The following is a 13453-nucleotide window of genomic DNA, read 5'->3' as shown; positions in this document are numbered from 1 at the left end:
GTCCACCGAGGCGCGGCCTCAGCTTGAGCCGACGCGCCGTCCCGGCGCGTACGCGTCGATCAGCGCGTCGCCGAACACCCGCCGCGCCGCCTCGAGGTTGTGCGCCGCGCAGAGCACGCGTAGGTTGCCCGCGGTGGGCTCCCCGCCCCGCGCCCGCGGCACGACGTGGTCGAGCTGAAGCGCGTGCGTGGAGCCGCAGATCTCGCCGTTCGCGAGCCGCCACTGGCAGCACCCCCGGTCCCGCTCCCAGACCTCGCGGCGAACATGGGCCGGGATGTGACGCGGATCGCGGGAAGGCCGGACCGACGCCCGAGGCCGCTCCGTGAGCGCGCCCTTCCGCTTCTCCGCCTTGGCGAGGAGGAGGTCCACCGCCGCCTCGAGCAGCGCGTCGTCGGAGAGGTCCGGGCGAAGATCGCGGAGCCGCTCCAGCTTGCGCCTGAAACGTTCACTTACCGTGACGTGGAGCCGCTGAAGGTCCGCCGTGAGCGGCGTGAGCGCCGCCGAGCGGGACGACCCCGGTGCCGGAGCGACCGGTTCAACAGTTGAACCAGACATCACGGCAGGGACATTCAGTTCAACAGTTGAACCAGCCGGCGCCCGAGGCACCGCCGTGAGCACCGTCCGCACCGGCGGTGCCGGGTGCGGCGCGAGCGCCGCGACGACCTCCGCCGCCTCGTGTCGCGACAGCCCGTAGAACCGAGGCAGCACCGCCGCCCAGTTCTCCGCCGTGACGACCCGCGCCACCTCGATGATCGTCGTGAAGCACAGCCGCCCGTCCCGCAGCGGCTCGACGACCGCCGGGACCGCCTGGATCAGCTCCGCCGCGACCTTCCGGTACTGCGCCGAGCCCTTCGACAGCCCGAGCTCCCGGTGCAGGTAGTGGAAGAGCGAGGCGTACCCCAGCTCCGCCCACGCGCGCCGCGCATCGAAGCCCGCGAGCGCGACCAGGAACTCCGCGAGCGCCGAGCGCTCACGCCGGAGCAGGGTGGCCAGCCGATCCGAGAGTTCACGCGCAGTGTCCATGCCGACACTGTCTCACGCGTTTCCGGGTCGTCGCAGGACGCACGCATTCGGCGCCAGGCGCGAGAACGCGAGGGCGCCTCCGCCGACAGGCTCGCACGGTCGGTGCGCACGCCATGCCCGCCGCTGCGACGCCAGGGCGCCCATCCCAGCGCAGCAGCGCCGCGCGCGTTCTCCGACAGTAAAGTCGAGTCAAGCGCGACGATCGTCTCAGTTGGGCTGCAAGCAATCACGCACGGTGACGCCCCACCAGCATCTCGCTCATGGTTCGACGGCGCTCACCATGAGCGGAGAAGCCCGGGCCGCGGCCACCGAACGCCAGCCCGCCTCGCCCGCAGGCCTCTCGCAAGCCGATCGCGCCGCGCCGGTTCCGGCCAGCGAGGCCCGTCCCGCAAGCCCGCTGCCCGACCTCCAGCTCCGCTTCCGAGCCCGCCGCGCCAGCACAGCCCGCGCCCCCCTACCTCACCCTCCAAACCCCGGAGGCCCGCGGCGGCAGCACGACCCGCCACCCACCCGCCTCCCGCACCGCCACGGCCCCCGCATCCACGAACACCGCCTCCGCCGCCGCCCCCGGCGCCTCCAGCCCGCCCAGCTCGAGCGGCGCGGCGCCCATGTTGTGCACCACCAGCACCGTCTCCCCCTCGGCCCGCCGCACGTACGCGAGCGCCGCCCCCGGCGTGGACAGCGGCACCGCATCCCCGCGCGACAGCGCCGCCGACGCCCTCCGCGCCCGGACCAGCGCCCGGTACCTCGACAGCAGCGACGCCGGATCGCCCGCCTCCGCGGCCACGTTGGCGCTCTCGTGCCCCGGCGCGAGCGGCATCCACGGGTCACCGGTGGTGAAGCCGCCGTGCTCCGAGCGGTCCCAGGGCATGGGCGTCCGCTTCCACTCGTCCTCGCGGCCGGGGCCGTTCTGCATCCCCAGCTCCTCGCCGTAGTAGACGAACGGCGCGCCCGGCAGCGTGAGCAGGATGGCCGCCGCGAGCCGGAGCTTCCCGGCGTCGTTCGCGAGCTGCGTCGCGACCCGGAACTGGTCGTGGTTGGTGAGGAACGGGGCGTCCACCGCGCCCGGCGGGTAGGCCGCGGCGACCTCGCGGAGCACGTGCGCGGTGAAGCCGCCGTCGCCCGCGTCCACCCCCTCCACGATCGCCTTCGCGAGCGGGAAGTCGAACAGGAGCTGCAACTCGTCCTTCCCGTCCCCGTAGTAGCGGGCGATGTCGTCGGTCTCCGACCAGACCTCGCCCACCAGCACCGCGTCCGGCTTCGCGGCCCAAACCGCCGCCGCGAACTCGCGCAGGAACACGTGGTTCTCCGCCGAGCCGGACTGGCCCGCCCCCGGGCCGGTCTCGATGAGGTGGCGGATGGCGTCCAGGCGGAACCCGTCCACGCCCTTCGCCAGCCAGCGCGCCGCGATCCGCTTCGCCTCCTCGCGCACCGCCGGGTTCCGGTAGTTCAGGTCCGGCATCCCGCTCCAGAAGACGGCGTAGTACCACTCGCCGCCGCGGCGGTACCAGGTGCCCTGCGCCGGGTTCCACGGCTGCGTCCAGCCCGGGTCGTCCTGGCGCCACACGTACCAGTCGCGGCGCGGCGAGGTGCGCGACGACGCCGACTCGCGGAACCAGGGGTGCTGGTCGGAGGTGTGGTTGAGGACGAGGTCGAGGACCACGCGGACGCCGCGCCGGTGCGCCTCGGCGACGAGCCGGTCGAGGTCGGCCTCGGTGCCGTAGTCGGGGTTGACCTTCAGGTAATCGGTGACGTCGTAGCCGTGGTAGCTCGGCGAGGCGAACACCGGCATGAGCCAGAGCGCGTCCACGCCGAGGTCGGTGGAGGTGGCCGGGTCGCCGTCGTTCAGGTAGTCGAGCTTCGCGGTGAGGCCGCGGAGGTCGCCCTTCCCGTCGCCGTCGGAGTCCGCGAAGCTGCGCACGAACACCTCGTAGAAGACCGCGCCCTTCCACCAGGGCGCCGCCGGTGCGGAGGCCGCCCGCGCGCCGCCGGCGGCCGGGGGGCCGGCGGGCGCATGCGCGCAGGCGAGCGCGGCGAGGGCGACGGCGAGGGCGACGGCGAGGAGCGCGGCGGGGCGGCGGGACGGGGTCATGCGGCCTCCGGGGGCGCCAGGGCGCCGGAGCGGAGACTGTAGCGCGCCGCGCGGCGATCACCTGCGGTCGAAAAGGGCGCAGGCGCGCCGGCGGGGCGGGGCGCCCCGCGCGCGGGGGAGCGCGGCGGACGCCCCACGCGGCGGGCGGGCGCGGGCGAGGACGGCGCTATCCTCGGCGCCGCAAGGAGGCCGCATGGGCGCGAAGCTCACGCCGAAGATCATCCTCGAGGGCACCCGCCTCACGCACAAGACCGACCTCGCGTTCGCGCTGAACGAGCACCCGCGCATCGTGGGGCCGCGCAGGTACCGGTACCACTCGCCGCTCGTGTCGGCGGAGTGGTGCGCGTTCACCGACGTGCCCTGGGGCCGCGGGCCCATCAACTACGCGCCGGAGGAGGAGGCGCAGGCGATGGAGACGTACGCCACCTGGGCGCGCCTGTTCGAGCTGAACCGGTACTACTCGTGGATCGTGGACCGCTTCCACGTCTCCACCCGCGCGTACCAGCTCCAGGCCGGCCGCCGCGACCCGGACTTCTCCTGGCTCGACCCGCGCCTGCGCGTGCTCGGCTTCCGCCACGTGCTCTGCACGCGCCGGCCGGAGACCTTCGCGGCCGCGCGCGCCGAGCGGCTGAAGATCTCCGGCAAGCCCTCGCAGTACGACGACCTCGACGCGTTCGTGCGCGAGCAGGACCTGTTCCGCCGCCTGGTGCGCGAGTCGTCGCTGCCCTGGCTCGAGCTGGACGTCACCGACGGCGACGTGGCCGGCGCGGCCGACCGGGTGGCGGACTGGCTGGAGGCCACCGGCGGGCTCTCCGCGCCGTGGGGCGTCGGGTGAGTCACGCGGCGCGCGGCGGCGGCCGCGGGCCGGACGACGGCGCGAGCGTGCGCCGGAGCGTGACGGCGCGCTCCAGCGGCCGCGAGGTGACCCCCTCCACCTCCCACGCGCCGCGCGCCTTGCGCAGCCGCAGCACGTTCACCCCGCGCGTCGGCGCCGGGGCGTCCGGCTCGTGCGCCTCGAACGCGCTCAGCGCCACCCCCGCGTCGCCGAGCAGGTGCAGCGTCCGCTCGACCTCGCGGAGCCACACCTCGCGCCCCTCCAGCCGCGCCAGCGCCACGTAGCGGTCCACCGGCAGGCCGGGGTCGGACGGCCCGCCGCGCCCGGTCTCGATCCGCGCGCCCGGCGCGAACAGCGCGGTGAACCGACCCCACCGCTTCTCCGACGGCGCGCCGGACGCCGACTCGTAGAACGTCCGCATGAGCCGCTCGATGGAGATGAGGTCGGCCGGCGAGACCCGGCCGGCCGGCCCCGGCGCGTCGAGCAGGTCGTCGTCCTCGACCGCCTCCAGCGCCGAGCGCGCCTCGGCCCGGCGCTCGCGGAGGTCGCCGGCGCGGCGGCGCTGGCCGTAGGCCCAGGCGCCCACCACCACCGCGAGCGGCAGCGGCGCGGTGGCGAGCGCCTGCGCGAGGGCCGACGCGCCGGACGCGCCCGGCCGCACGGCTCCCAGCACGCCGGCGAGCGCGAGCACCACGGCGGCGGCCGCGCCCAGGGACGCGCGGGTGACGAGCCTGCGCTCCTCGAGGTCGAGCAGCTCGAGCCTGCGCTCGAGCCGCAGCTCCGTGAACATGTGCACCTCCTGTCCGGTCGGGATCGGTGGGGACGATCGGCTCAGCTCCAGAACACCGCGGCGATGGGCGAGTCGCTGGGCATCCGGCTCGGGTGCACCTCGACCACGTCGCCGCCGCGCAGCAGCGTGAGGTCGCAGAGCGCGTCGATGACGTCGCCGCCGGCCGGCGCCTCGCGCCCGGGCCCGAGCGCGCAGGCGCCGCTGCGCGGGTCCACCCGGCCCGGCACGTGGGCGCCCTCGCGGTGGAGGAGCAGGCCCACGCGCCCGTCCGCGGCGGCCGCGGCGATCTCGTCCAGGCGATCGCTCGCCTCGCCGCGGAGCGACGCGCTCACGAACTGCGAGGCCGCGAGCTGCTCCACCTCCTCGTGGTGCGCGCGCACCACGCCCCACGCGCGGGCGTGGAGCGCCTCGAGGTCCGCCACCTCCTCCTCGATCCCGTCGTCGAGCAGGTGCGGGTAGGCGCTCACCGCGCGGAACGGCGCGTGGTGCTCCGCCACGCCGGCCAGCACGAGCGGCGTGCCGCGGTCGTCGAGGAACGCGCAGAGCGCGTCGTCGAGCGCGCGGAAGCGGCGCCGCAGGCGCGCCTCCCCCTCGCGCCCGGCCCCGGCCACCAGCCGGAGCGGCCGGCCGGCCACCTCGCCCTCGCGCAGCTCGCCCGCGAGCGCGGCGCGCAGCGCGCGCGGCGTGCGGGACGGCTCCACCTCGGCGAGCGCCTCGGGCGTGCCCTCCAGGAGCTCGGCCCCGCCGCCGCCGAGGAGCCGGAGCACGAAGAACCGGCTCCGGTCCGCGTCGCGCAGGAGCGGCTTGGTGTGGAACGCGTCCGCCACGATCGCCAGCGCCGGCACCTCGAACGGCAGCTCGAAGGCGAGGTTGACCTCGTGCGAGCGCAGCAGCGCCAACGCGCGGGCGCGCGGGGGCCACCCGCGCTCGAGCCCGCGGGCCATCGGCTTCAGCAGCGCGTTCACCTCGTCGCGCGGGAGCGACGTCGCGAGGCGCCGCCCCGCCTCCTCGAGCAGCGCGTTCAGGCGCCGGCAGTCCTCCGGCCCGCCCGGCCACTCGGCGTCGAGCGTGAGATACACCGACAGGCAAGGGGGGGCCTGGGGCCCGATGAGCCAGTGCAGGTCCCGGATGGTGACGCGCTTCATGATCTCGACCTCCTCTCCCCGGGCGGCGCGCGTGCGCGCGCCCGCGGCGCGGGTGGACGCAGGGGTGATGCGGGGCTGGGGTGCGGGGCTGCGTCCCGGCGGCGCTACGCGCGGCGCGCCAGGACGCGGGAACCAAGACAGGCCGGCGCCGGGGCGCACGCGGCCGCCGCCGGCCGGAGGGCCGGTGACGCCGCGAGGCGGGCGGAAGAGCGCTGGGCGAGGGTTCCGATCACGAGGATCCCGTTGTCGGCCACGCGCGCCGGGAAGTCAACCGCACGCGGCGGGGCCGGCGGCCGCAGGCGCGCACCGCGGCGGCCCCGGCGCCGCCGGGTCAGGCGGGGAGCGCGGTCGCCTCCGCCGGCGCCGCGCCCACGCGCCGCTCCTCCAGCGTGCGCGGCGGCGCGTGCGGGTCGTGGACCACGAGCGCCCGCCCCAGCAGCGCGTCCACCCGCGCCAGGTGCTCGCGCCAGTCGAGGTCCTCGACGAAGTGGAGCCCGCGGCGGCGGCCGAGCTGCGCCCAGCCCGCCGCCACGCCGGCGGCGACCTGGAGCTGGGTGGCGCCGGTGCCGAGGCGCCCGGCGGCGCCCGCGCCCACGTCGTAGCCGATCCAGAGCTCCCCGAAGCGCAGGCTGCAGAGGAGCACGCCCACGCGGTCCCGCCCGCGGAGCGCGGTGCGGTGCGGAGGGTACATGCGGTGGAGCGGCCAGGCGGCCGGGCGGACCCGCTGCGGCGCGGCCGCGAGCGCGGCGCGGGCGGCGGGCGGCAGCCGGTACACGAACGCCAGCTCCTGCTCCGGCAGGCGCTCCGCCAGCGTGAGCACCTCCTCGTGCGGGACCACGAACCCCTCCACGATCCGATCCCCGCAGCGCGCGCGGTACCAGGCGTCGCAGGGCCGGTGGCCGAGGCGGACGAGCTCCCCGCGCCGGACCGCGAGCGCGTCGTCGAGGAGCAGCTCCTCCAGGCAGTGCAGCGGGCTCCAGGTCATGGGGAACGCGCCCGCGGGCGGCGCGCCCAGCGTCTCGACGGTGGTGTCCTCCTCGGTGAACAGCACCGCGTGGAGCCGCAGCGCCTCGGGCGTGGGCGCGACGCCGGCCCGGCGCGCGAACGCCTCGATGCCCGCGAACACGAGCGCGTTCACCACCCCCGGGTTCATGCCGCTCCCCACGAGGAAGCTCCCGCGCCGCAGCGCCGGCCGCGCGGGAGGCATCGCGCGCAGCACGAGCGACTCCCAGGCGCGGGGCGCCTCCCCGGGCCAGTGCTCCAGGCTGGTGTCGAGGTAGCTCGCGCCGGCCGCGTCGCAGGCGCGGATGGCGTCGAGCGTGTCGAGCGAGGACAGGTCCACCACCTGGTCCACGCCGTGGTCGCGCACCAGGCGCGCCAGGTCGTCGGCGTGCCGGATCCCGGCCTGCGGGAGCGGCCGCGCGATCGGCGGCAGCGGGCCGGGCGGGAGCGGCCGCGCGTCCACGAGCAGCAGCGCGTCGAGGCGCGCGGCGAGCGCGCGGCCGAGCGGCGTCGAGGCGAGCACGGAGAGCAGGGCGCGGGCGACGCCGCCGGCGGCGCCGACCAGCAGCGCGGTGCCGCGGGGACCGACGGAACGATTCAAGTAAGCACCTCCTTACAGGTGAAGGGCGAGACGGCGGCGCGCGGCCGCGCTCGCGGCACGAGGCCGCGCGCGCGGCCGGGCCGCGGAGACGGAGCTGGATGGGGGGAGCGCGCCGCGAGCCGCCCGCTACCGCGCGGAGCGGGCCGCGGCGCGATGCGCCGGGCAGGCCGTGTCGGGCGCGCGGGGCGCGCGGTGGGCGATCGAGCGGATCACGGTCCCGCCACTCTATCGATCGTGGCGAGGGAAGCAACCGCCCGGGCCGCGCGCGCCCGCGCCGCCGCCTACCGCACCGCCCCGTTCGCCGCGCCGTTCGCGGCGCTGCCCATGCGGGCGTCGGGCTCGGCCAGCCAGCGGCCGATCACCGAGAGGAGCCGCTGCGGGTCCACCGGCTTCGCGACGTAGTCGGTCGCGCCGGCCGCGAGCGCGTCGTCGCGGTCGCCCTTCATGGCCTTCGCGGTGAGCGACACGATGGGGAGCGAGCGGTAGCGCGCCTGCGCGCGGATGGCGCGGATGGCGGTGAGGCCGTCCATCTCCGGCATCATGGTGTCCATCAGCACCAGGTCCACCTGCGGCGAGGCCTCCAGCACCTGCAGCGCCTCGCGCCCGTTCTGCGCGTGGATCACCTTCACGTGCGCGGTCTCGAGCACGCTGTGGATCGCGAACAGGTTGCGCATGTCGTCGTCGGCGAGGAGCACGGTGCGCCCGGAGAAGTCCACCCCGGTCGGCAGCTCCGGGTAGTCCTCGGGCCGCTCCGCCGCGAGCGCCATGGCCGGGTCGCGGCCGGTCTCCGCGCCGGCCCAGCGCGCCGGCAGCACCAGGGTGAACACGCTGCCGCGCCCGGGCGCGCTCTCCACCTCGATCGAGCCGCCCAGCAGGCGCGCGATCTCGCGGGAGATGGTGAGCCCGAGGCCGGTGCCGCCGTACTTGCGGCTGGTGGTGCCGTCGGCCTGCTGGAACGCCTCGAAGATCAGCTTCTGCTTGTCGGCCGGGATCCCGATGCCGGTGTCGCGCACCGCGAACGCGAGCGCGCCGCCGGCGGCCGGGCTCACCTCGAGGACCACCTCGCCGCGCTCCGTGAACTTGAACGCGTTCGAGATGAGGTTCTTCAGGATCTGCTGGAGGCGCGTGGGGTCGGTGTGGATCCGGTCCGGGAGGTCCGGCGCCATGCGCACCTGGAACCCGAGCCCCTTGTGCTCGGCCACGTGGCGGAACGTCTGCTCCAGGTCGTCGCGCACCGACTCGAGGCGGGTGTCGCGCGGCTCGATGGGCATCTTGCCGGCCTCGATCTTGGAGAGGTCGAGGATCTCGTTGATGAGCCCGAGCAGCTCGTGACCGGAGGTGTAGACCGTGCTCGCGAACTTCACCTGCTCCACGGTGAGGTTCCCGTCGCGGTTCTCCGCCAGCATCTTGGAGAGGATGAGCAGGCTGTTCAGCGGCGTGCGCAGCTCGTGCGACATGTTGGCGAGGAACTCGGACTTGTAGCGCGAGATGAGCTGGAGCTGCTCCGCCTTCTCCTCCAGGCTGCGGCTCGCCAGCTCCACCTCGGAGTTCTTCTGCTCGAGCAGGCGCGCCTTCTCGTTCAGCTCGGCGGCCTGCGCCTCCAGCTCTGCGTTGGAGCGCTTCAGCTCCAGCAGCAGCCCCTCCATCCGCATGTTGGAGGAGATCATGTTCAGCACGAACCCGACCTTCTCCATGAGCTGATCGAGGAAGGCCAGGTGGTTCGGGCTGAACTCGCGGAAGGAGGCGAGCTCGATCACGGCCTTGATCTCGCCCTCGAACAGGACCGGCAGCACCAGCAGGTTGCGCGGCGGCGCCTCGCCCATGCCGCTGGCGATGTAGAGGAAGCCCTCCGGCACGTCGCTCACGATGATGCGCTTCTTCTCGAAGGCGCACTGGCCGATGAGCGTCTCCTTCATGTGGTAGGTGCTGGAGAGGCTGCGCCGCCCGCCGAAGCCGTAGCTGCCGATCAGGCGCAGGACCGGCTCGTCGGGCACCCCGTCCTCCGGCTGCTCCAGCATGAAGAAGGCGCCGTGCTGCGCGTCCACCAGCGGCGTCAGCTCGGAGATGATGGCCTGCGCCACCGAGACGATGTTCCGCTGGCCCTGCATCATGTTGGAGAAGTTGGCCAGGTTCGTCTTGAGCCAGTCCTGCGCGGTGTTCTTGTCGGTGGTGTCGCGCAGCGCCTCGATCATCTGGTTGATGTTGTCCTTCAGGGCGGCCACCTCGCCCTGCGCCTGGACGGCCACCTTGCGGGTGAGGTCGCCCTTGGTCACGGCGGTGGACACCTCGGCGATGGCGCGCACCTGCGCGGACAGCGAGCCGGCGAGCTGGTTCACGTTGTCGGTGAGGTTCTTCCAGATGCCGGAGACGCCGGGCACCTTGGCCTGCCCGCCCAGCTTGCCCTCGATGCCCACCTCGCGGGCCACGCTCGACACCTCGTCGGCGAAGATGCCCAGCGTGCCGGTGAGGCCGTTGATGGTCTCGGCCAGCGCCGCCACCTCGCCCTTCGCCTCCAGGATGAACTTCTGGGAGAGGTCGCCGTTCGCGATGGCGGTCACGACCTTCACGATGCCGCGCACCTGCTTGGTCAGGTTCGCGGCCATGAAGTTCACGTTGTCGGTGAGGTCCTTCCAGATCCCCGACGCGCCCGGCACGTGCGCCTGCGCGCCCAGCTTGCCCTCGATGCCCACCTCGCGGGCCACGCTCGACACCTGGTCGCCGAAGGTGCGCAGCGTGTCGGTCATGCCGTTGATGGTCTCGGCCAGCGCGGCCACCTCGCCCTTGGCCTCGAGCACGAACTTCTGCGAGAGGTCGCCGTTCGCGATGGCGGTCACCACCCGGATGATGCCGCGCACCTGGGTGGTGAGGTTGGTCGCCATCAGGTTCACGCTGTCGGTGAGGTCCTTCCACACGCCCGACACGCCGCGGACGTCGGCCTGGCCGCCCAGCTTGCCGTCGGTGCCGACCTCCTTCGCGACGCGGGTCACCTCGGCCGCGAACGAGTTGAGCTGGTCCACCATCACGTTGATGGTGTCCTTCAGCTCGAGGATCTCGCCCTTGGCGTCCACCGTGATCTTCTGCGACAGGTCGCCGTTCGCGACCGCGGTGGTGACGAGCGCGATGTTGCGCACCTGGTTCGTCAGGTTCGCGGCGAGCGCGTTCACGTTGTCGGTGAGGTCCTTCCAGGTGCCGGAGACGCCCTTCACCTCGGCCTGGCCGCCCAGCTTGCCGTCGGTGCCGACCTCCTTCGCGACGCGGGTCACCTCGGCCGCGAAGGAGTTCAGCTGATCGACCATCACGTTGATGGTGTTCTTGAGCTCGAGGATCTCGCCGCGGGCCTCGACCGTGATCTTCTGCGTCAGGTCGCCGTGCGCCACCGCGGTGGTCACCTTGGCGATGTTGCGCACCTGGTTGGTGAGGTTGGCCGCGAGGCCGTTCACGTTCTCGGTGAGGTCCTTCCAGGTGCCGGAGACGCCCTTCACGTAGGCCTGGCCGCCCAGCTTGCCCTCGGTGCCGACCTCCTTCGCGACGCGGGTCACCTCGGCGGCGAAGGAGCGGAGCTGGTCCACCATCACGTTGATGGTGTTCTTCAGCTCGTAGATCTCGCCGCGGGCCTCGACGGTGATCTTCTGCGACAGGTCGCCGTTCGCGACCGCGGTGGTGACGAGCGCGATGTTGCGCACCTGGTTGGTGAGGTTGGCCGCGAGGCCGTTCACGTTCTCGGTGAGGTCCTTCCAGGTGCCGGAGACGCCCTTCACGTAGGCCTGGCCGCCCAGCTTGCCCTCGGTGCCGACCTCCTTCGCGACGCGGGTCACCTCGGCGGCGAAGGAGCGGAGCTGGTCCACCATCACGTTGATGGTGTTCTTCAGCTCGTAGATCTCGCCGCGGGCCTCGACGGTGATCTTCTGCGACAGGTCGCCGTTCGCGACCGCGGTGGTGACGAGCGCGATGTTGCGCACCTGGTTGGTGAGGTTGGCCGCGAGGCCGTTCACGTTGTCGGTGAGGTCCTTCCAGGTCCCGGACACGCCGCGGACGTTGGCCTGCCCGCCCAGCTTGCCCTCGGTGCCCACCTCGCGCGCGACGCGCGTCACCTCGGCGGCGAAGGAGTTGAGCTGGTCCACCATCTTGTTGGTGGCGTCCTTGATCTGGGCGATCTCGCCCTTCACGTCCACGGTGATCTTCTGCGTCAGGTCGCCGTTCGCGATGGCGGTCGAGACCTTCGACACGTCCCGCAGCTGCACGGTCAGGTTGGAGGCCATGGCGTTGACGTTGTCGGTGAGGTCCTTCCACGTCCCCGACACGCCGCGCACGTTGGCCTGGCCGCCCAGCTTGCCCTCCGTGCCGACCTCCTTCGCGACGCGCGTCACCTCGGCCGCGAAGGAGTTGAGCTGGTCCACCATCCGGTTGATGACGTCCTTGATCTGGAGGATCTCCCCGCGGACGTCCACGGTGATCTTCTGCGTCAGGTCGCCGTGCGCGATGGCGGTCGCGACCTTCGACACGTCGCGCAGCTGCACCGTCAGGTTCGCGGCGAGCCCGTTCACGTTGTCGGTGAGGTCCTTCCAGGTGCCGGCCACGCCCTTCACGTCGGCCTGCCCGCCCAGCTTGCCCTCGGTGCCGACCTCCTTCGCGACGCGGGTCACCTCGGCCGCGAACGACCGGAGCGTGTCCACCATCGTGTTGATGGTGTTCTTCAGCTCGTTGATCTCGCCCTTCGCGTCCACCGTGATCTTCTGCGAGAGGTCGCCGTTCGCGACCGCGGTCGTGACCTTGGCGATGTTGCGGACCTGCGCGGTGAGGTTCGCGGCGAGCCCGTTCACGTTGTCGGTGAGGTCCTTCCACGTGCCGGACACGCCGCGCACGTCGGCCTGGCCGCCCAGCTTCCCCTCGTTGCCGACCTCCTTCGCGACGCGGGTGACCTCGGCCGCGAACGAGGAGAGCTGGTCCACCATGGTGTTGATGGTGTCGCGCAGCTCGAGGATCTCGCCGCGCGCGTCCACGGTGATCTTCTGCGAGAGGTCGCCCTTCGCCACCGCGGTGGTGACCTTGGCGATGTTGCGGAGCTGCGCGGTGAGGTTGGCCGAGAGGCCGTTCACGTCGTCGGTGAGGTCCTTCCACGTGCCGGTGAGCCCCTTCAGCGAGGCCTGCCCGCCCAGCTTGCCCTCGCTGCCGACCTCGCGCACCACGCGCCGGACCTCGGCGGACACCGCGCTCAGCTGGTCCACCAGCGCGTTCACGCTCGTCGCGATCCGCAGGAACTCGCCGCGCACCGGCCGGCCGCCCAGGTCGAGCGCGACCTTCTGCGAGAGGTCACCGGTCGCCACCGCGGTGAGCACGCGCGCCACCTCGTTCGTGGGCGCGACCAGGTCCGAGATGAGCTGGTTCACCGCGCCGACGCTCGCCGCCCAGGCGCCGCGCGCCGGGCCCACCGACGCGCGCTCGGTGGAGCGCCCCTCCTGCCCGACCACGCGGCCCACGCGCACCAGCTCGTCGGCGGCGTGCTCGTTGAGCGCGATCAGGTCGTTCAGCAGCTCGCCGGCCTGGCTCAGCAGGCCGTCGCGGCGGTAGGGCAGCCGGACCGAGAAGTCGCCGGCCTTCGCCGCCTTCAGCACCTCGACGAGCTGCGCGAGCTCCTCGCGGTCCTCGGGGTCGAGGGCCTCCAGGCGCGCGTGCGCGGCCGGAGGTGGCGTCGAGGTGCGTCCGTCCACCACCTCGGCGCCGTTGCCGCGTCTCGGCCCGCCGGGCGAGCGGGCGCCGGCGGCGGGGCGCGCGGCGCGGGGCGCCGGCGCGGCAGGGGGAGGGGGAGCACCGACGTGGGGCTTCGCGCGGGCGCGGCTCGTCATGGGCGTTCCTCGGAGAGCAGGACGGGAAGAGGGGTACGATCTCTCCATCTGGAGCGCGCTTCTCCATTCCCCGCGAGGGGAGCACGTTGACTGACAGTATGAACCGACCCTGGCGGGATGGG

Annotated in this window: 7 protein-coding genes; 1 reads left to right on the top strand and 6 read right to left on the bottom strand. The window is 73.7% G+C overall.

The annotated features are described in order from the left end of the window. Positions 1 to 18 precede the first annotated feature (18 nt). Both ADEH_RS21330 and ADEH_RS21325 read right to left on the bottom strand, forming a co-directional pair. A complete protein-coding gene (locus ADEH_RS21330; protein WP_011423174.1) occupies positions 19 to 1023 on the bottom strand; it encodes an HNH endonuclease in 1005 nt (334 codons plus the stop codon). A 454-nt stretch (positions 1024 to 1477) separates the two neighbouring features. After that, positions 1478 to 3115, bottom strand: a complete 1638-nt coding sequence (locus tag ADEH_RS21325) for an alpha-amylase family glycosyl hydrolase (protein WP_011423173.1) — start codon at positions 3113 to 3115, stop codon at positions 1478 to 1480. Between the two features lie 193 nt (positions 3116 to 3308). On the opposite strand from ADEH_RS21325, the gene ADEH_RS21320 reads away from it, so the two are divergent. Next, positions 3309 to 3950, top strand: coding sequence for a hypothetical protein (locus ADEH_RS21320; protein ID WP_011423172.1), 642 nt, complete (start codon positions 3309 to 3311; stop codon positions 3948 to 3950). 1 nt (position 3951) lies between these two features. Here ADEH_RS21320 and ADEH_RS21315 read toward each other — a convergent pair whose 3' ends face one another. The 4 genes from ADEH_RS21315 to ADEH_RS21300 form a co-directional block, all read right to left on the bottom strand. Further along, complete coding sequence (locus tag ADEH_RS21315) at positions 3952 to 4740, bottom strand: hypothetical protein (protein WP_041453756.1); 789 nt, start codon at positions 4738 to 4740, stop codon at positions 3952 to 3954. A 41-nt stretch (positions 4741 to 4781) separates the two neighbouring features. Next, positions 4782 to 5885, bottom strand: a complete 1104-nt coding sequence (locus tag ADEH_RS21310) for a hypothetical protein (RefSeq protein ID WP_011423170.1) — start codon at positions 5883 to 5885, stop codon at positions 4782 to 4784. Positions 5886 to 6216: 331 nt separating this feature from the next. Further along, positions 6217 to 7488: a homospermidine synthase gene (locus tag ADEH_RS21305; protein ID WP_011423169.1), complete on the bottom strand. Its 1272-nt coding sequence runs from the start codon at positions 7486 to 7488 to the stop codon at positions 6217 to 6219. Between the two features lie 281 nt (positions 7489 to 7769). Beyond that, the gene (locus ADEH_RS21300; RefSeq protein ID WP_011423168.1) at positions 7770 to 13331 is read right to left on the bottom strand and encodes a HAMP domain-containing protein; all 5562 of its coding nucleotides are present in this window, start codon (positions 13329 to 13331) and stop codon (positions 7770 to 7772) included. Positions 13332 to 13453 lie beyond the last annotated feature (122 nt).

The organism is Anaeromyxobacter dehalogenans 2CP-C, from assembly GCF_000013385.1.
Classification (GTDB): domain Bacteria; phylum Myxococcota; class Myxococcia; order Myxococcales; family Anaeromyxobacteraceae; genus Anaeromyxobacter; species Anaeromyxobacter dehalogenans_B.
Note: the sequence above shows the minus strand (reverse complement) of the source record. Positions and strands in the feature narration are given on the sequence as shown.